Annotated in this window: 17 protein-coding genes and 1 pseudogene; 10 read left to right on the top strand and 8 right to left on the bottom strand. The window is 61.6% G+C overall.

Annotation, left to right across the window (positions count from 1 at the left end):
* Positions 1-2 precede the first annotated feature (2 nt).
* Genes FJ979_RS13140 through FJ979_RS13125 form a run of 4 tightly spaced genes read right to left on the bottom strand, consistent with a single transcriptional unit; the run spans position 3 to position 3,872 of the window.
* A complete protein-coding gene (locus FJ979_RS13140) occupies positions 3-863 on the bottom strand; it encodes a carbohydrate ABC transporter permease (RefSeq protein WP_140498557.1) in 861 nt (286 codons plus the stop codon).
* 29 nt (positions 864-892) lie between these two features.
* Positions 893-1,813 (bottom strand): sugar ABC transporter permease, encoded by a 921-nt coding sequence (locus tag FJ979_RS13135; protein WP_140498510.1) that lies wholly within the window; start codon positions 1,811-1,813, stop codon positions 893-895.
* A complete protein-coding gene (locus FJ979_RS13130; protein ID WP_140525274.1) occupies positions 1,810-3,015 on the bottom strand; it encodes an ABC transporter ATP-binding protein in 1,206 nt (401 codons plus the stop codon). Before FJ979_RS13130 ends, FJ979_RS13135 begins: the two co-directional genes overlap by 4 nt.
* A gap of 38 nt (positions 3,016-3,053) precedes the next feature.
* Entirely contained in the window at positions 3,054-3,872 is an 819-nt protein-coding gene (locus tag FJ979_RS13125; protein ID WP_140513420.1) for a metallophosphoesterase, read from the bottom strand.
* A gap of 346 nt (positions 3,873-4,218) precedes the next feature.
* Between FJ979_RS13125 and FJ979_RS32980 the strand changes: the two are divergent.
* Positions 4,219-4,763 (top strand): annotated as a pseudogene (locus tag FJ979_RS32980) (glycerol-3-phosphate dehydrogenase); the annotation flags it as partial.
* Positions 4,764-4,855: 92 nt separating this feature from the next.
* On the opposite strand, the gene FJ979_RS13115 reads toward FJ979_RS32980, so the two are convergent.
* The 4 genes from FJ979_RS13115 to FJ979_RS32510 all read right to left on the bottom strand — a co-directional run bounded on the left by FJ979_RS13115 (position 4,856) and on the right by FJ979_RS32510 (position 8,377).
* Positions 4,856-5,749: an alpha/beta hydrolase gene (locus FJ979_RS13115; RefSeq protein WP_181181778.1), complete on the bottom strand. Its 894-nt coding sequence runs from the start codon at positions 5,747-5,749 to the stop codon at positions 4,856-4,858.
* Positions 5,750-5,759: 10 nt separating this feature from the next.
* A complete protein-coding gene (locus FJ979_RS13110; protein ID WP_140513426.1) occupies positions 5,760-6,440 on the bottom strand; it encodes a GntR family transcriptional regulator in 681 nt (226 codons plus the stop codon).
* Between the two features lie 81 nt (positions 6,441-6,521).
* The gene (locus FJ979_RS13105) at positions 6,522-7,502 is read right to left on the bottom strand and encodes an aldo/keto reductase (protein ID WP_140513428.1); all 981 of its coding nucleotides are present in this window, start codon (positions 7,500-7,502) and stop codon (positions 6,522-6,524) included.
* Positions 7,499-8,377 carry a GntR family transcriptional regulator gene (locus tag FJ979_RS32510; RefSeq protein ID WP_224684663.1) on the bottom strand — a complete coding sequence of 293 codons (879 nt, stop codon included), beginning with the start codon at positions 8,375-8,377 and terminating at the stop codon, positions 7,499-7,501. Before FJ979_RS32510 ends, FJ979_RS13105 begins: the two co-directional genes overlap by 4 nt.
* On the opposite strand from FJ979_RS32510, the gene FJ979_RS13095 reads away from it, so the two are divergent.
* The 9 genes from FJ979_RS13095 (at position 8,370) to FJ979_RS13055 (ending at position 18,025) form a co-directional block, all read left to right on the top strand.
* On the top strand, positions 8,370-9,149 hold the full coding sequence (locus FJ979_RS13095; RefSeq protein WP_181168613.1) for an alpha/beta hydrolase: 780 nt from the start codon (positions 8,370-8,372) through the stop codon (positions 9,147-9,149). The genes FJ979_RS32510 and FJ979_RS13095 overlap by 8 nt on opposite strands.
* A gap of 17 nt (positions 9,150-9,166) precedes the next feature.
* Positions 9,167-9,559 (top strand): carboxymuconolactone decarboxylase family protein, encoded by a 393-nt coding sequence (locus FJ979_RS13090; RefSeq protein WP_140498501.1) that lies wholly within the window; start codon positions 9,167-9,169, stop codon positions 9,557-9,559.
* Positions 9,556-10,179, top strand: a complete 624-nt coding sequence (locus tag FJ979_RS13085; protein ID WP_140498500.1) for an amino acid synthesis family protein — start codon at positions 9,556-9,558, stop codon at positions 10,177-10,179. Before FJ979_RS13090 ends, FJ979_RS13085 begins: the two co-directional genes overlap by 4 nt.
* Positions 10,180-10,280: 101 nt before the next feature.
* The gene (locus FJ979_RS13080; protein WP_181168612.1) at positions 10,281-11,792 is read left to right on the top strand and encodes an ABC transporter substrate-binding protein; all 1,512 of its coding nucleotides are present in this window, start codon (positions 10,281-10,283) and stop codon (positions 11,790-11,792) included.
* A 195-nt stretch (positions 11,793-11,987) separates the two neighbouring features.
* Positions 11,988-12,929 carry an ABC transporter permease gene (locus tag FJ979_RS13075; RefSeq protein WP_140513435.1) on the top strand — a complete coding sequence of 314 codons (942 nt, stop codon included), beginning with the start codon at positions 11,988-11,990 and terminating at the stop codon, positions 12,927-12,929.
* Positions 12,930-13,001: 72 nt separating this feature from the next.
* The gene (locus FJ979_RS13070) at positions 13,002-13,742 is read left to right on the top strand and encodes an ABC transporter permease (protein ID WP_224619722.1); all 741 of its coding nucleotides are present in this window, start codon (positions 13,002-13,004) and stop codon (positions 13,740-13,742) included.
* A gap of 13 nt (positions 13,743-13,755) precedes the next feature.
* Positions 13,756-15,513, top strand: coding sequence for a hypothetical protein (locus FJ979_RS13065; RefSeq protein WP_140513437.1), 1,758 nt, complete (start codon positions 13,756-13,758; stop codon positions 15,511-15,513).
* An 8-nt stretch (positions 15,514-15,521) separates the two neighbouring features.
* Entirely contained in the window at positions 15,522-16,280 is a 759-nt protein-coding gene (locus FJ979_RS13060) for a hypothetical protein (RefSeq protein WP_140525285.1), read from the top strand.
* A complete protein-coding gene (locus FJ979_RS13055; RefSeq protein WP_140513441.1) occupies positions 16,277-18,025 on the top strand; it encodes an ABC transporter ATP-binding protein in 1,749 nt (582 codons plus the stop codon). Before FJ979_RS13060 ends, FJ979_RS13055 begins: the two co-directional genes overlap by 4 nt.
* Positions 18,026-18,051 lie beyond the last annotated feature (26 nt).

The following is an 18,051-nucleotide window of genomic DNA, read 5'->3' as shown; positions in this document are numbered from 1 at the left end:
TTTTATTTCACGCCAGTCATCGTGACGCCCTCGATGAAGCGGCGGCGTGCGAACAGGAACGCGAGCAGCAGAGGCGCGGTCAGGATGGTCGCGGCGGCCGTCAGTGCGCCGTAGTTGGTGCCGGCTTCGGCGTCCGAGAAGAACATCATGCCGAGCGGCGGCGGCGCCAGGTTGACGTCGGATATGACGATTAGCGGCCAGTAGAGGTCGTTCCAGTGCGCGACGAAGGAAAACACCGCGAAGGCGGCGATCGCCGGCATGGCGCTGGGCGTGACGATGCGCCACACGATCTCGAACTCGCTCATCCCGTCGAGCCGCGCGGCATGAATGATGTCGTCGGGGAAGGAACGGAAAAACTGCCTGAACAGGAAGATCGCGAAGACTGAGAGGAAGAAGGGCACCATCATGGCGAAATAGGTATTCAGCAGGTCCATCTTCGCCAGCGCGATGTAGATCGGCAGCGCCGGCACCTGTTCGGGCACGCATAGGCCGAGCAGGACGAGGACGAAAAGCAGGTTGCGGCCCGGGAACTTCAGCTTGGCCAACGCGTAGGCGCATGGGATGGCGACCAGAAGCTGGATGATGAGGATGCCGCCGCACACTATGACGCCGTTGAGAGCGAAGCGCAGCAGCGGCGCGCTGGTCAGCGCCATCGCATAATTCTCGAAGCCGTAGAAATGCTTCGGCCAGATCCTGAGCTGGGCGTTGAACACCTCTTCCGGCGGCTTGATCGAGGTCACCAGCATCCACAGGAAAGGCAGGAGAATGAACGCCGCGCCGGTGATCAGGATGCCGTGAGTGATGAACAGAGAGGCGAAGCGTCGGCCGGCGGAGCCAGCTGGTGTGGTTGTTGTGCCCCCCATCGCGGGAGCGGTGATGGTTGTGTCGGTCATCAGTAATGCACCCTGCGGTCCATGACGACGGTCTGGAGGATCGAGAAGACCAGAATGAAAATGAGGAAGATGAAGGTGAGGACCGACGCATACGCCATGCGGAAGTACTGGAAGCCTTCGAGGTAGACTTTGTAGAGCAGGACCTCGGTCGATCCCACCGGACCGCCATGGGTCAGCACCGCCACCGTGTCGAACACCTTGAAGGCGGTGATCGAACTGGTGACGATGACGAACATAGTCGTCGGTCCCAGCAGCGGCCACGTGATCGTCAGGAAGCGGTCGATTTCGCCGCCGCAGCCGTCGATCTCGGCGGCTTCGTAGAGGTCCTTTGGAATGGTCGAGAGGCCGGCCAGAAACAGGATCATATTGAAGCCGACCAGTTGCCAGATGCCGATCACGGCAAGCGTCGGCAGCGCCAGCGAGGGATTGCTCAGGAAGGCGACCTCGCCGATGCCGAGCCAGCGCAGCACCGCGCTCACCGGGCCGAGGCTGGGGTGCAGCAGGAACTGCCACACCGTCGCCATGGCGATGAAGGTCGAGGTCACAGGCAGGAAGTAGATGATTTCGTAGAGCGAGCGGGTGCGCTTGCGGCGGTGAACGAGGACGGCGACGAGCAGCGACAGGATCACCGAGCCGGGCAGGACGATCGCGACGTAGACGAGCGTGTTCTTGAGTGCGCGGCGGAATTCCGGATCGGTCAGCGCGTCGGTGATGTTTTGCAGGCCGACATAATGGACATCGACCTCGCCGAGCTCGTAGTCGGTGAAACTGAGATAACCGAGCACGCCGAGCGGCACGAGAATCGTCAGCACCAGCAAAAGCAGGGCAGGCAGCGCGAAGCCGCCGGCGACCAGCCTCTCGATGAAGGCCTGCCGGGCACCGGGCCGGGCGGGCGGAGCGGGGACCGCGGTCAGGCTCATGATGCGCGCGCTCCCTCTGCGAGGCGCAGCTTTCCCTTGGCGGCGGTGGCCGCGTCTTGGGAAACTTGGGGTTCCACGCGGTTTCCGGCGGCATCGAAGACATGGCAGGCCGAGGGATGGAACAAGAGTTCGGTGTTCTCGACCTCACCGTCCGGCACGCCCGCGCCTATGCGCGAGGTCACCAAAATCCCAGGGAGCGAGGGAACATCGAAATGCAGGATCTTCTCGGAGCCGAGATGCTCGCTGCGCCGCAGCTTCGCCGGAAGCGGGACCTGGTCCGCCGACTGGCCCGAGACCGCGCCGGGCAGGATCATTTCCGGGCGGACGCCGATCGTCGCTTTCTCTCCGGCGGGGAGGGCGGTGCCGATCGGCAGAGGCTTTCCGAGCAATTCCAGCCGCCCACCGACCCCCACCGTCACGGGAATCAGGTTGATCGTCGGGCTGCCGATGAACTGGGCGACCTGGACGTTGGCCGGCCTGTCGTAGAGTTCGTCGGGCGTGCCGAGTTGAAGGATGTCTCCGCCTTCCATCATGGCGACCCGGCTTGACATGGTCATCGCCTCGACCTGGTCGTGCGTGACGTAGACGAATGTCGCGCCGAGTCTCTGGTGAAGCTCGGCCAGCTCGCTACGCATGTGGACGCGCAGCTTGGCGTCGAGGTTAGAAAGTGGCTCGTCCATCAGGAAAGCGGCGGGCTGGCGCACCATGGCGCGACCGAGCGCGACGCGCTGACGCTGGCCGCCGGAGAGCTGGGCGGGCTTGCGCTCTAAAAGAGGTTCAATCTGAAGTTGCGCCGCGATGCCCCTGACCTGCTTGCCGATCTCCTGCATCACCTTGCGGCGCCGGGACGAGAGTAGCCGGACGAGCGGCAGGCGCTCGTAGAGGCTAAGCCCGGTCATCGTCAGGGGCAGGGCCATGTTGTTGAAGACGGACATGTGCGGGTAGAGCGCGTAGCTCTGGAACACCATGGCGATGCGCCGCTCATGCGGCCTCAGATGATCGATCGGCGCGCCATCGACGAGGATCGAGCCCGAGGTTTGCGGCTCGAGGCCGGCGATGATGCGGATGAGCGTCGATTTTCCGCAGCCGGAGGGGCCGACAAGCGTCAGGAACTCGCCATCGTTGATGGACAGGTTGATGTCTTTGAGAACCCGGTGGGGCCCGAAGGACTTCGAAAGGTTCTTTATTTCCACTGCAGCCACTGGGGTTGCTCCGTTTCGCGAACAATTGGGTAGAGGCGCTATCTCGGTGGATAGACCTCATGCACGACATCACCGATGAAAAAGGGTGTGAGGCCCGGAATTTCATGAGGCCGCACGGTGAAATCGGACCCGGAAAAGTCGTAGACGAGCACGCCCAAGGTGGCTTCTCCGGCCATCCCTTCCGGCTGCAAGTGCGCCTCGACGAGGAAGCCGGACGACGGCCCCCACAGGTACCGGACGCCGCCGAGTTGACGATCGTAGAGTTTGTGCAGGTGGCCGCTGGCCACGAAGGCCACGTCGTAGCGGCGCACCATGTCGAGCAGTTGCGCGCGAGGCTCGGGAGTGGGCGCCCAGTATCCAACGTCGCCTTCGGTCGGCTCGCCGATGAAGAGCGGGCGATGGGTGAACCAGCCGATCCGGCGCCCGGACGCTTCGCGCATGGCGTTTTCCAGCCACGCGATCTGCTCCGTTTCGGCCGGCTCGTCGCTGCCGAACAGCATCGAATCGAGTCCGATCAGGCGCCAGCCCTCGATGTCGCGATGCCACCAGTCCGGCCCGAAATGACGTCGCCAGCGGGCCAGGCGTTCTGCGTTGACTGGCTGATAGAGATGCTTGGGCTCGCCCACGTCGTGATTGCCCGGCACGGCGAGATAGGGCAGTCCGATGGAGTCCATCATCTCGGCGCAATAGCGCATGTCCTCCTCGACATCGGCGCCATCCACGGTGACGTCGCCTGTATGGATAACGAGGTCGGCATCGCTTTCCTTCAGCCAGTCGAGGAGCGGCTGGCTGTTGGCATGGAAGTGTCGCTTGCCAGGGCTGAGATGGGTATCGGAAATCTGCACTATTCGCGTCATCGGACGTTCTGGAACCTTTGCCCCGTCTCGCGGCGTTGATCTCGTCGTTTTGAAAAAAGCGCCTGAAGCCGGATGCACTCTTTCCCCTGCCTGTGAAGGTGTGACGACGACGCCGGATTTTTAGGTCCAGGACGCGGCGTCTCCCGCAGGAAAGGCTCACTCGGTTGAAACGGCTTGGACCGGCATATTGAACCTCCCATCGTGTTCTCCGTCCGATGCCCATTGTCAGGGCATTCTGAGGTGCGGAAAACTTCCTCCAGCATTTAATTGAAAAAAATTTCACAGCTTGATAAAAATATCAAGACAAAAATCGCGACCGTAGCCGCACCTCGAACTGCGGCGCCTAGAGGGTGCTGCCGAAGCGGTGCAGATCGACCAGACCGAGATCGAATGTTTGAGCGCGGCCGTGAACCGCTACTTCAAAGAGAAGCTGCGCCCCCAGGACTTGCTGTATGCGTTCTGGGGCGTGCGGCTGTTGTTCGACGACGGCAATGGGAACCCTTCGGCGGTTACGCGCGACTACGTCTTCGACCTTGACGAGACCGGGGACACGCCACTGTTCAATCTCTTCGGCGGCAAGATCACGACCTTCCGGAAATTGGCCTAGCGCGGCCCATCGCCTCGAACATATCTTTCCGCAGATGGGGGGCGACTGGACCGCGAGTGTGCCGCTGCCGGGCGGCAACATGCCGAACGCGGACTTTGAGCCTTCCGTCAACGGATTATGCGAAACATGGCCGTGGATGCCGCGCGCCCTCGTTCATCATTACCGGCGGCTCTACGGCACGCGGTCAGGAGGTGGTGGGCGCCACGGCTGGCATGTCCGACCTCGGGCAGCACTATGGCGGGCTGCTCTACGACTCGGAAGCGCGTTACCTGGTGGCGAGGGAGTGAGGGCGCACGCCCGAGGACATCCTCCCGCGGCATGGCGGGCCCCTTGGGACGACTTGCTGTGGGTCATAAGCTGGACGGTTTGACCGGCGCTAGCTGCCAAGCCAGTCCCGGACAACTCCATTGAATTCGCGTGGGCGATCGATCATGACCATGTGAGCGGCATTGGCGAAAATGTGCATGTCGGCTTGCGGCGCGCGTTCCAGCAGCTTGATGCCGCGCGCCACCGGCACGGTTTCGTCGCAGCCTGACCAGGCTATGAACAGCTTGGCCTGCATGGTGGGCAAATGCGGAAGGAGATGGTCCTCCTGGATCTGGGTATATTCGGTGTCGTCCTTTTTCCGGGCAGCCTGCTTGAAGCGCTCCAACTGACCGGACTCGCAGGCCAGGCGGTAGTTCTTTTTTAGCAGCTCCACGAACTCCGGCGGATTCTTCGTGCTTAGCCTCGCATTGGTTCGCAGAAAGTCTTCCTCGGTGTCGCATCCCTCGAGCACATTATACGCTGCTGCCGCTGCTGCCTGCCAAGCGTGGTCCTCATTTCCGCCGAGGCGCGGGGAGGTCGCACCGCTGCTCACGACGACCACCTTATCGACCAGACCCGGCTTTTCAACGGCGAGCATTGCCGCGATGAAACCGCCTTCGGAATGGCCGACGAGCGCGCATCGGGTAATGCCGAGCGCTTCGATGAAGGCTGAAACGTGATGCCGCCTTTCGAGGCGGGGAACGTGTTTCCCGTCCACCGGCGCATCCGAGAGACCGAAGCCGACCAGATCGGGCGCCAGCACCCGGAAGTCATGCGCGAGTGCCGGGATGGTGTTGTGCCAGGTGGACCAGGCATCGATCGCCAGTGACGAGCCGTGCAGAAGGATCACGGCCGGTCCGCTGCCAGCTTCGAAATAGCGCGTACGGATGCCGCCCGCCACGACATAATTCTCCTTCACCGTCGCCGCGGGTAGCGGCGGACGGGCGGCGTCTCGCGCTTTCAAGCGCCGCCGATCAGCTGACGGATTGGTTTTCAAGCTGTTCGATCATCCCGAGCGCGAACTGGGCGGCTTTGCGTACATGCTTTTTTGCAAGCCGCTCGGCATCCGATGCCCTGCGATTCACAAGGGCGTCGAGCAGGGCTGCCAGCTCTTCCTGAGATGCCTTTCGCCGCTCTGCATCGGAAAGAGAAATCATGCGCAACTGTGAGGCCCGCATATGGATGCTGCGAAGCATCCGTTCCGCCTCGGAATTGTTCGCGCCCGCTACCAAGACGTCGTAGAATCTAGTCTTTGCAGCTATCATTTCGCGCGCCACACCGACGCGATAGGTTTCCATCAACTCGTCATACACGCCCCGACAACGCGTGATATGATCGTCAGTCGCATTCTCGCAAAACAACCTGCATACAAGCGCCTCCAGCGCCTCGCGAAGATCAAAAATGTCCTTCGCGATCTTGGGATCGACGACAGAGACGATAAGCCCCCGGTTGGGCAGGTTCGTGACAAGGCCCTCGTTCTCGAGCTCGCGCATCGCTTCCCTGAGCGACGTCCGCGAAACGCCCATGCGCTCGCAAAGCGTGCGCTCCACCAGCCGCTCTCCCGGCGCCAGTTCTCCGACGACGATGGCGTTGCGGATGGTATCGGCCACCTGCGTGTACAGGCGCGGCGGAGCATGGACTCGCAGATCATACACGGCGGATTTGCTCCTTTGAAACGTGCGCGAACGAGTGCAATTTCACAAGCATATCAGCTTACCGCAAGCATTGTGCTTCATTCAGTGGCCTGAGGCGTTCAGCGGCCGTGGCTCGTAGGCCCCGTCGATGCGGTCGATATGTTCGGAGGTAAGCACTATGTCCAATGCCGCGACTGCCTCGTCGACATGGTCTGTCGAGGTCGCTCCGAAGATGGGCGCGGTAATGCCGGGGCGCGCCAATGTCCAGGCGAGAGCCACCTGCGCCGGTGTCTTTCCGATGTCGGCGGCAACGGCAGCGACGGCTTCGCGCACGGCGTGGTCGCCGTCGCGGTGGTAATATTTCTGCGTATAGTCGTCGCTTTTCGTGCGCGCCGTCTGCTGGCCGGGATTGCGGCGATCCGCGGCAAGGAAGCCGCGCGCGATCGGGCTGAACGGTATCAGGGCAACATCATCGTGGCGGCAGTAGGCAAGCAGTTCCCGCTCGCACTCCCGGTGAGCGGGATTGTATTCGCATTGCATCGAGATGAATGCCGGAAGGTCGCGTGCGCTGGCAGCCGCACGGCATTTTGCGAGTGTCCAGCCGGGCATCGTCGTGACGCCTACATAGAGCGCCTTTCCGGCGCGCACGATATCCGCCATGGCATCGACCAGTTCGTCGAGGTCGGTGTCCTTGTCCCAGATATGCGTCTGGAAGAGGTCCACGTGATCGGTTCCAAGGCGGACCAACGAATCGTCGATTGCCTTGAACAGGTGCTTTCTGGAGTAGCCGCGGCCGTTGCAATGCGCGGCCATCGGGTTTCCCGCCTTGGTGGCGATGACGAAGCTGTCGCGCGGCTGCTTGAGAACGAGTATCTGGCCGAGAATGCGTTCACTCTCGCCAGCCGAATAGAAGTCGCAGGTGTCGAAGAAGTTGATGCCGTGGTCGAGGGCGCGCGCAACGATCGGCGCCGACGCCTTCTCATCGAGCACCCAGGCCCGCCATCCCGCGGATCCGAATCCCATCGCGCCGAGGCATAGCCGGGATACCTTCAGATTGCTCTTGCCGAGCCTGACATAGTTCATGTGTCGATCCGTTGCTTGCGTGATGAGGATTTGGCGTTCTGCCCAGAGTCCCGCAGCAGCGACAGCGCGAAAGCCGCGGATCTTTCGACATACCCGCGCGTGAGCTTTTCGGCGAGGTCGGCATCGCGCGCGCGCAGCGCGTCGAAAATGCCGTGGAGCAAGGCCATCGTATTCCTGCGCCGTTCAGCCGAGGCGACGCGGGTGGTGACGGTGCGCAGATAGGTGACGCGGCCATGCAGGAGAAAGGTCATTTGCCTGGTGATGTCGTTGCCTGCGCCTTGCATGATGATGTCCCACACCGCGTCGAGCTTCTCGGCATGCTGCCTGGCAAGCTCGGAGGTGTCGGTTTCGCCTGCTTCCGAAATACGCCGCGCCAATTCGTCCATTTGTTCCTGGCTGGCCCGTTCGACAAACAGGCGCGCCATGGCCGATTCCAGGATTGCGCGGGCCTCGTAGATCTGCCGGACTTCCCGTTCCGACAAGCGGGTCACGAACATGCCCTTGCCGGCTACCCGAGTCACAAGCCCTTCGGACTCAAGCTGGCTCAGCGCTTCCCGAATGCTTGTGCGGCTTACGCCGGTCTGCTCGGCAAGCTTCCGTTCCACCAGCTTGTCACCCGGCTTGAACACTTCGTTGAACAACGCCTCGCGCAGCGTGACAACGGTCTGCTCGCGCAATGTCGGCGAATCCGCAATCGACCAGTCCGTCCATTCATGCATCGCGGCGTCCTCTCCCGTCGTTCCTTCCATGACAGCTACGCGTTCGACTCTTTCATCACAAGTAGCCGATTCAAATACGGTTGACCATCTGCCTGTCTGTCGGTATACCAAAAAATCGAGTTCGAACGAGGGGCCTGGGATGGCGCCGATGCGCACCAAAGACGATCTCATCGCCTATGAGAGAAGCGGTAAGGGCCATCCTCTCGTGCTGGTGCACGGTGTCGGCGCTAACCTGCAAAGCTGGGAGGACGTCAGCCTCCAATTGGAGGGCAGCTTCGACATTATTCGCTCCGACCTGCGCGGTCATGGTCAGTCCGCGCACATCGATTCGGAATATTCCGTCGAGAAGTTTGCCGCCGATATCGTTCGGGTGATGGACGACGCCGGCGTGCCCAAAGCCCATCTGGTCGGCTTTTCATTGGGGGGCTTGATCGCGCAAGAACTGGCCTGTTCCTATTCGGACCGGTTTGAGCGCGTCGTGCTTCTTTCCGCAGTTGCGGGGCGCACCCCCGCCGAACGTGAGAAGGTTGTGGCGCGCCTGCAGATGATCCGCGACGGCGGTATGGACGCAGTCGTTGGTGCTGCGCACGACCGCTGGTTCACCAAGGAATTCGCCGAGCGCCATCCCGATGTGATCGAGCGGCGAATTGCCGAGCTCAAGGCTGTCCACGTGCCGTCTTACCTGGAGGCGTATCGGGTGTTCGGCCTTACCGAACTGGTGGATCGGCTTCCCGAGATCAGACAGCCAACGCTGGTGATGACGGGCGAATTCGATCAGGGGTCGAATGTCCGGATGGCCGAGACGATGCACCGGCTGATCCCCGATTCGGAATTACGCATTCTGGCCGGCCTGAAGCACAGCGTCCTGGTCGAGGCATCCAAGCTGGTGTCCGACCATGTCCGCGAGTTCCTTTTGCGTCCACGCTGAAAATGAAGGGAAGACGAATGAACGAGACGCTATTTGAGCGTGGGCTGGAGCGGCGCAAGGCGACGCTCGGCAGCGAATATGTTGAAAATTCGCTGAGCAAGGCAACCGAGTTTTCCAAGGGTTTTCAGTCATTTATCACAGAATATTGCTGGGGAACGGCCTGGGGTGACGACAGGCTGGATGCCAGGACCCGCAGCATGCTGAACATCGTCATGATTGCCGCGCTCAACCGCATGCATGAGTGGGAACTGCATTTTCGCGGCGCCCTTCGCAACGGGGTCACCCGTGACGAGCTGGACGCGTTGATAACCCATCTCACGATTTATTGCGGCGTTCCTGTCGGCGTCGAATGCCATCGCATCGCCAACCGCGTGCTTGCCGAACTCGCAGCCGGCGGAGTGGAAAAATGACTGGGGTCCTGATCCGCAAGATCGTCGATTTCGTCGAGGACACGCTTATCGAAGGGGGGCGCGTCGCGCCGGTTCCGCTTCGCATGGCCGCCTGCGCGGCGGTAATCCGTAATCCCTGGGCAGGATCGGCATTCGTCGAGGACCTGCAGCCGCACATCATGGAGCACGCCAAGGCTCTCACGGATGCCCTCGTGCCTCGCCTGGTGGCGATCATGGGCGGTCCGGACAGGATAGAAGCGTTTGGAAAGTGCGCGGTGACCGGGACGGACGGCGAAGTCGAACACGCGGCCGGCCTGATCCACACGCTGCATTTCGGCAATGTCTTCCGCATCGCCGCTGGTGGCGATTCCTTTCTCCCGTTCACGAACAAGCGTGCCGGCGCCGGCACCGCGCTCACCGTTCCCTTGACCCACAAGGACGCTGAGAAGAAGGGAAGCCGCGCTCATTTTCTGACCGTGGAATTCACCATTCCCGACGCGCCTGCGCATGACGAGATCGTCATCGCCTTGGGCGCCGCGAGCGGCGGGCGTCCGCACCATCGCATCGGCGATCGGTTCAACGACATGCGGATCATGGGAGTCGATCAGGCCGGCCGGCCGCTGCCAGCCGAGAGCAAATAACGCGCAAGCCTCCGGGTCCTTGCCCGGAGGCCAATAACGGCAATGCCGATAATATCGGGAACTGAACCAACGGAGGATTTGTCATGGATAGAAGGCAATTTATGGCCGCCGTCAGCGGCTTCGCAATCGTGGCCTCTTTGCCGGCGGTAGCGCTGGCTCAAGATACCCAGCCGGTCACCGGCGGCACGCTCAACGTCGGCTTCATCAGCGACGTCCGCACGCTCGACCCGCTTCAGTCGTCGCAATGGACCGAGCGGCAGATCCTTTTCCTGATATTCGATACGCTTCTCGAGACCGAGGCGGACTTCTCCCTGAAGCCTGCCCTGGCGAAAAGCTGGGAGTTTTCGGACGACGGCAAGCGCGTGGTCCTGAAGCTGCAGGAAGGCGTGAAGTTCCATGACGGCACACCGTTCAACGCCGAGGCCGTGAAATGGAACCTTGATGCACGTCTCGATCCGAAAGGCAACTCATCGCAGCTCAAGTTGCTGGAAGGCGTCAAGAATGTCGAAGTGCTGGACGAATTCACCGTCGCCATCGACATGAAGGAACCTTATCCGCCGCTGCTGGCGCTGTTTGCCGACCGCGCAGGGCTGATGGCTTCGCCAGCTGCGGCCAAGAAATACGGCAGCGACGTCGGTTCCAATCCTGTCGGGACCGGTCCGTTCGTTTTCGGCGAATGGGTCCGCGGGTCGCGCATCGCGCTCACCAAGAACGACAGCTATTGGCAGAAGGGAATGCCATATCTCGACGGCATTACCTTCCATGACATTCCGACGAACGTCGTCGGCATTCAGCGCATGGCCATCGGTGAACTGGATTTCATAAGCCAGCTTGATCCGTTGGATACGCGCCTTTCCAAGGCCAGCCCGGACATCGAGCTTGTGCCGTCGAAGGGTGGCGTCTGGTATTCCTACCAGTGGCGGTGGGACGCCGAGCCATATAACAAGCCGGAACTGCGCCAGGCCATCGCGCATGGCCTCAACCGCGACCGCATCAACCAGATCATATGGGCGGGGCAAGGCAAGATTTCCGACAGCTTCACGCCAGACGGCCTGTGGTGGACCCCAACCGATCTGGTGCACTACGAATACGATCCGGAAAAGGCGCGCAAGATCCTGGCTGATTCCGGCCTGAAGGGCACCACCATCAAGCTTGCGGCGCCAAGCGGCGATACGCTGCGACGCTTTGCCGAACTTGCCAAGGAAGACCTCGACGCGATCGGCCTCAACATTGAGCTCGAGCCGGTCCCCCAAAGCGACTACTACGCAAAGGCGGTCTCAGGCGAGATACGCTTCACGCCGATGCGCTGGACGCAACGGGCGGATCCCGACGGCCTGATCCACTATCTCTTCTCCAGCAAAGGCACCGCGAACTCCACGGGGTACAAGAATGACCAAGTGGACAAATGGATCGATGAAGCGCGGGTAATTTCCGATCAGGCGCGCCGCAAGGAATTGTACGAAAAGATCCAGCGTCAGATTTCTGCCGATCTGCCTTACATGCCCGTCGGGTTCAGCGTCGAATTCAACGCCATGCGCAACACCGTCAAAGGGTTCGCTCCGATGCCGGACGAGATCCCGCGGTTCCGTTACGTCTGGAAAACGCAGGCCTGATCTTCATGCTTTGCCGCGGCGCGGCGCGGCGCGCCGCGGCCTCTGGCGCGGGTGGGACCTGGTCCCGCCTGCAACCGGTAGAGGAACTTGATCGCCATTATGACCGCCGCCCATCGGATGTGCCCAACCGCCCGCTTTGCGGGACGGGCGCCCCGGAGGCGTTTCTTCAATCCTTCGCGATGAACTGAGGCCGGCATGCTTGCGCTTGTACTTTCCCGCATAGCGATCATGGTTCCGAACGTTATCGTTCTGACGTTTCTGCTGTTCACGTCGGTGACGTCCTTTCTGGGGACGCCGGCGGCGATCATGCTGGGCGAGAACGCATCCCCCCAATCGATCGCCGAACTCAACGCGAAGCTAGGCTTCGACCAGCCCATTCTGTCGCGTTACTGGAACTGGATCAGCGCCGCATTGTCGGGCGACCTGGGCCGGTCTTATTCCACCCAACAGCCTGTCGCGCAAATGATCGCGGATGCCCTTCCTCTAACGCTTGAGCTGGCATCCTGGGCAATCCTCATCGCTTTCCTGGGCGCCACGCTGATCAATTCGGCGACGTTCATGAAAAAGCTGGTGGACCGGCTCACCGCCGCCGTCAGCATCGTCGGCATCACCGTACCGAATTTCTTTCTCGGACTGCTGCTGATCTACCTGTTTTCGGTTCAACTCCGCTGGCTACCGACGACCGGATGGTCGCCGTGGTCACGGGGCGCCGGGCAGCATCTCATCCACATGATCTTGCCCGTCATCACGCTTACGACCTTTTATTTTAGCTCCTTCACGCTCGTCTACAAAGCCGAATACCAGTCGGTGAAAGGCAGCCTCTACATCCAGGCCGCGCGTTCGAAGGGGCTGTCCGAGGCGCGCATTTCCTACCGGCACATTCTGCCCAACAGCATATTGCCCTTGATCACCTATGCCGGTCTTTCGCTTGGACAACTGGTTGGCGGCGCGGTCGTCACCGAAACCGTCTTTTCGATGCCGGGCATGGGCCGGCTTCTGGTGGAAGCGATCTCGTCCCGGGATTTTCCTGTCATGCTGTCGGTTGGAATGGTGATCATCGTCGGCGTGATGATCCTCAACCTTGTGGCGGACGTGACCTACAGCCTCGTCAATCCGCTCGTGCGAACATCGGCTTAGCATCCAATGAGAAAACTTCCATTCCGATTGGTCCTTGGCCTGACGCTTCTGGTGATCATCACTTTGATCGCGGTGTTCGCGCCCTTGATCGCGCCCCTGCACCCGACCGCCACGACGGTAAACGTCCTCGGCCCGCCTTCGGCTGAAAACATCCTTGGCACGGATCAACTTGGCCGGGACGTGCTGTCGCGCGTCATCTACGGAACAAGGGTTTCACTGCAGGTGGGCGCTTCGGCGGCCATAGTGGCTGTGCTGATCGGCGCCCCCATTGGCCTGATCGCCGGATTTTTCCGTGGCTGGATCGATTTTGTCCTCGTCCAGATCATCGACATTTTCATCGCCTTGCCGGGACTCGTTCTCGCATTGATCATCACCGCGATGCTCGGGCCATCGGTGGTCAACCTGGCGGTCACGCTGGGTGTCGTCACCGCGCCGACGGTCGCCCGGCTGGTTCGTGGTCAGGTCTTCGTCGTCCGGGAAATGGTCTTCGTGGAAGCTGCGCGCGCCACGGGCGCAAGCTCTTTCTGGATCATCCGCCATCATATCATGCCAAACACGATGCGCGTGGTGTGGGCGCAGTTCGCAATCAATGTGGCCTTCGCGATCTTCACCTCCGCAAGCCTCAGCTTCCTGGGGCTGGGCGTTCCTCCGCCGGCTCCGGATTGGGGCGGCATGGTACGCGACGGTTCGATGTTCCTGCCGATCCTGCCGCTGCTCAGCCTGGGGCCGGGCGCTGCCGTCGCCCTTACAGTTTTCACATTTTATCTTGTCGGGTCGAGCATGAACGAGGCCGCGTCCCGCAATGATCGCTGATTGGAACAGGGAAATGACGTCTAACCAGATCGAGCCGCCGCTGCCGGCATTCATAGAACAACGCCTGCAGGAGTTTGCCGGCCGGGAAGGTGCCCTGAAAGCGCGGCGATGGATGCGGCCGGCGGATGTTCTGATGCGTGTGGAGAACCTTCGCTGCTTCAAGGCTTCGCGCGTCAGTTTTGCCGACATGTTGTTGCGCAGGATCGTTCGCGAACGCTGGCAGATAAGGATGATCTCGGCGGAATGCGGCGATGACGGCGCGGCGAGATTCGTCTACCGGATCGACGCGGAAGGCCATTCCTTCTCCTATATTGCCCGAGCATATCCATGGGACGGAATCGAAAAAGTCGGACGCCGCTCCGATGGCGCGGACCGTGACATGTTCGGCGCGCTCTTCGTCAATCTTGCCAGCCAACAGCGTATCGAGCGGGAATTTGAAACGTTCGACATCAAGGCTGAAGGCCAGATGCGTACGGATTCGGATGTGGTCGGCTGGACCCCGGCCAATCGCAGCAGCCGGCATTTCGACGCCGTAGTCGAAGCACTGTCCCGCGGCGAACAGCCCGCCCCCGAGCTGGGCATCGCCTATCTCATGCGGAACGGTGGCTTTCAAAGCAGCGGCCGGAATGGCACGGTTTCCTATCCGGGCATTCCCGAGGGGCATCCGCTGGCGCACCCGTTCTTTGCGGATATCTTCGCCATCTACCTGGTGCGGCTCGTCTCCATCGATCTCGTCAATGCCGTGGCGCGGCGGCGCAATCCGGACGCAGCGCAGCTCGACATTTCGATCGCGCGCGGGCTTGGAATAGGCAACTCCTCAGGCCAGGGCATGTGCGTTGCCCTCCAGCGCTGGCCGCATTGGGTCGCCACATGGGTGACCGTACGCGAGGCGGCTCTTGGCTACGCAAAAAGCCTGCCGGTCGATGCGGGAAGCATTTCAGTTGTCCGCGGCTCGATAGAGAGCACCATCCGCATCTATGCGCAGACCGACCCACAGACGCAGGACTACGTGGTGGCCAACGAAACCATCATCGAGAACCTGACACGCATATCGGCAAGCCTGCGCGAAGGACAGTTTCGGTGCTGGGGCGACGTTGCTGCGCACGTCGCAGAAGTCATGGATGGCGAGACCAGTGAGCAGTTCCACAGCGTACTTCTCGACGTGGTACCGGACTTTTGTGACGCCATCGCGCCCTATTTCCAGATCGGCGCAGCCCGCAAGCGGCAATTGCAGCCAGCAATGACGGTCGCTGAATTGCGCGAGATCCTGCGCAGGAACTACGTCTGGGCTCTCACCGCCGACCGCACGCTTGCCGAAACCCATCAGCACTTCTGGTACCATTCGATCGACAATGGCGAACAAAGGCGCGGCGAGCGGGTCATCGACCCGCACGAGCGTTTCGAATCCTTCATCGATCATATCGGATTGATCCAGAGGCTGGCGGCGGTGCTGGTCAGCCGTGGTGACAAGGAGCGCGCCGGCGACGTCGTCCTCGACCATCCGGACTTGCATTACGCCATTTCGCGGGTGCAATATCTGGATGGCCTGCTCTATGCGGAAATACGCGATCCGCTCGCGCATCGCGATTTCGTCCCCGCCGATCTCATACGGTTTTTCCTTGCGTCGCTGGGCATTCGCGGCTCGACGCCGCTCAGCATCCGCTATGTGCGGGGGACTTTCTTCCAAGACCAGCCGCTGCCTTCGGAATTCCTCGAGCCTGGCAGGCCGGGTTCCCGGGTTCGCAAGCATGAGAATGAGGTCGCCCTGTGAGCACGAGCATGTTTGTTGCCTATTCCGAACTGACTCGCGTCCTGCCGTGGTCGCTCAGGGCGCTGGGCTACGCGTTCGGAACCGCTGACCGGGGCGCTCATCTCGTTGCAACAGGTGCGGCGCTCGATCCGGCTATTCTGGATGAAATTCGCCAGGCGGGACCGCGGCCCTCCCATGGCTTCCGCTACCGGAAATCGAACGGGCTCACGATGCTGGACGCCGCCGGCGTTTCATTTCTGGAAACGGGACCTGCCGCGATCGATGCTCTCGCCGCGCATGCAGGCGGCGCCAAATGGGAAATGTGCCGGATATTGGCGGCGACCGAGCTGTCGCTTGTTCCGGCCACGCTGGTCGGTGCGATGGACTACAATCTCTCCTCTATCGGCATCATCGCCAGGGATGGAACCTTCGACTGGCTGTTGGCTGACCCCGACGCACGGGGTGTGCTTTATTCGGGCCGGGGCCGGGATGCCCTGGCGGCGCTCCTCGGTGAGGACACGGCGGTTCTGGGATCGATCGACGCCGCCGGGCTGACGCCGGGCTGCGCGCTTCTCATGGTCAGCGCCCGCAGGCCTGAACTGAAGGCGTCCGGGCACGTTGCCGTTCGGCCTCGGGAAAAGATCGCCATGGCGCACCAGAAGGGCATTCCCCTGTCGCGCGAGACGCTGGATGCGCTGTACGCGCTCGAAATGCTCACCTGGGCTCCAACTTCGGAGCGCTCTCGCTCGCAGGCGGGCTTCACTGTTGCACCGGCGCCAAACTCATGAGTGAACGGAAATCCGATCCAGTGGTCGAGGTAAAAGGCCTCAACGTCGCTTTCGGCAAGCATCAGGTGGTGCATGATGTCGATCTGGCCATCCATGCTGGCGAGACGCTGGCGCTTGTCGGCGAGTCGGGGTCCGGCAAGAGCGTCACCTCCATGACGATCATGGGACTGCTTTCCGGCAATACCCAAGTGACCGGTTCGGTCATCGTGGATGGCCAGCAAGTGGTGGGGGCGTCGACATCGACATTGCGGCGGGTGCGTGGCGGCATTGCCAGCATGATCTTCCAAGAACCGATGATGAGCCTGAACCCGGTTCTGCAGGTCAGCACCCAAATCAAGGAAATGCTGCGCCAGCATCGACCCTTAAGCGATGCCGAGGCGCGGGAGGAGGGCATCCGGCTTTTCGACCGCGTTCGCATTCCTGACGCGCGGCGGCGGTTCAATGACTATCCTCACATGTTCTCCGGGGGGATGCGGCAGCGGATCATGATCGCCATCGCATTGGCGTGCTCGCCGAAGCTGCTTATCGCCGACGAGCCGACAACAGCGCTCGACGTGACGATACAGGCGCAAATCCTCGATCTCCTGAACGAGGTCCAGCGCGATACCGGCACTGCGATCCTGTTCATCACGCATGACATGGGCGTAGTGGCCAACATCGCCGACCGCGTCATGGTCATGCACAAGGGACGCGTGGTGGAGACGGGAGCAGTAAAGGACGTTTTCGAGCGTCCGCGCGAGGACTATACGAGGATGCTGATCGACGCGGTCCCCCGCCTGGGGCAAGGCGTCGCCCGCTCCTACCGCGCGCCCGCCAAGGATGCTGTGCCGAAGCCGGTTTTGAGCGTGCGCAAGCTGGTGACCCGGTTCGACGTGCGTGGCGGGGCGATGCGTCGCAAGGTGGGGCGTCTCCATGCCGTCGAGGGTCTGAGCTTCGACATCATGCCTGGAGAAACGCTGTCGCTGGTTGGCGAATCCGGCTGCGGCAAGTCGACGACCGGACGCAGCATCCTGTTTCTCAATCCTCCGGATTCCGGCGAGGTGGTCTTCGACGGACGCACGGTGCGGCGCGACAACAGGTCCGATCTTTCGGATCTCCGGCGCAATGTGCAGATGATCTTCCAGGATCCTTTCAGTTCCCTGGACCCGAAGCAAAACGTCGGTGCGATCCTGGCGGAGCCCCTGCTATGCCATGGGTTGGCGACCAGGGCCAAGGCCCTGGACAAGGCGAAACATCTTCTGGAGCGTGTCGGCCTCGAACCGTCGATGATCACCCGTCTTCCGCACGAGTTTTCCGGCGGACAGCGTCAGCGAATCTGCATTGCGCGGACCCTGATGCTCGACCCGAAGGTCATTATAGCCGACGAGGCCGTCTCGGCGCTCGACGTTTCGGTAAAGGCGCAGGTGATCGACCTGCTGCTTGAGTTGCAGGAGGACCTGCGGTTGTCCTACCTCTTCATCAGTCACGACATGGCCATTGTCGAACGTGTCAGCCACCGCGTGGCGGTCATGTATCTTGGCGAGATCGTGGAGATCGGGCCCAGCCGCGAGGTGATAGGGAATCCGAAACATCCCTATACCCAGAAGCTGATGGCAGCGGTGCCGAACCCGGAGCCGGCCGCGGACAGGCACCGCTTGATCGGCAAGCCAGTGACGGAATTGCCGTCTCCCGTGCGGCCGCTCGATTTCATTCCGCCGAACCGGCAGCCTCGCGCGGTCGGACCCGACCACTTCGTGATCGAGTGACAAGCTTTAACGAGGGCGCTTCAGAT

Origin of the sequence: Mesorhizobium sp. B1-1-6, assembly GCF_006443035.1 — a bacterium.
Taxonomy (GTDB): Bacteria; Pseudomonadota; Alphaproteobacteria; order Rhizobiales; family Rhizobiaceae; genus Mesorhizobium.
Note: the sequence above shows the minus strand (reverse complement) of the source record. Positions and strands in the feature narration are given on the sequence as shown.

Excerpts from the sequence above, each read along its gene's own strand:
- FJ979_RS13140 (WP_140498557.1), bottom strand. The coding sequence starts at position 863 with ATGGGGGGCACAACAACCACACCAGCTGGCTCCGCCGGCCGACGCTTC.
- FJ979_RS13135 (WP_140498510.1), bottom strand. The coding sequence starts at position 1,813 with ATGAGCCTGACCGCGGTCCCCGCTCCGCCCGCCCGGCCCGGTGCCCGG.
- FJ979_RS13125 (WP_140513420.1), bottom strand. The coding sequence starts at position 3,872 with ATGACGCGAATAGTGCAGATTTCCGATACCCATCTCAGCCCTGGCAAG.
- FJ979_RS13105 (WP_140513428.1), bottom strand. The coding sequence starts at position 7,502 with ATGAACTATGTCAGGCTCGGCAAGAGCAATCTGAAGGTATCCCGGCTA.
- FJ979_RS13095 (WP_181168613.1), top strand. The coding sequence starts at position 8,370 with ATGCGCACCAAAGACGATCTCATCGCCTATGAGAGAAGCGGTAAGGGC.
- FJ979_RS13090 (WP_140498501.1), top strand. The coding sequence starts at position 9,167 with ATGAACGAGACGCTATTTGAGCGTGGGCTGGAGCGGCGCAAGGCGACG.
- FJ979_RS13085 (WP_140498500.1), top strand. The coding sequence starts at position 9,556 with ATGACTGGGGTCCTGATCCGCAAGATCGTCGATTTCGTCGAGGACACG.
- FJ979_RS13080 (WP_181168612.1), top strand. The coding sequence starts at position 10,281 with ATGGCCGCCGTCAGCGGCTTCGCAATCGTGGCCTCTTTGCCGGCGGTA.
- FJ979_RS13075 (WP_140513435.1), top strand. The coding sequence starts at position 11,988 with ATGCTTGCGCTTGTACTTTCCCGCATAGCGATCATGGTTCCGAACGTT.
- FJ979_RS13065 (WP_140513437.1), top strand. The coding sequence starts at position 13,756 with ATGACGTCTAACCAGATCGAGCCGCCGCTGCCGGCATTCATAGAACAA.
- FJ979_RS13060 (WP_140525285.1), top strand. The coding sequence starts at position 15,522 with ATGTTTGTTGCCTATTCCGAACTGACTCGCGTCCTGCCGTGGTCGCTC.
- FJ979_RS13055 (WP_140513441.1), top strand. The coding sequence starts at position 16,277 with ATGAGTGAACGGAAATCCGATCCAGTGGTCGAGGTAAAAGGCCTCAAC.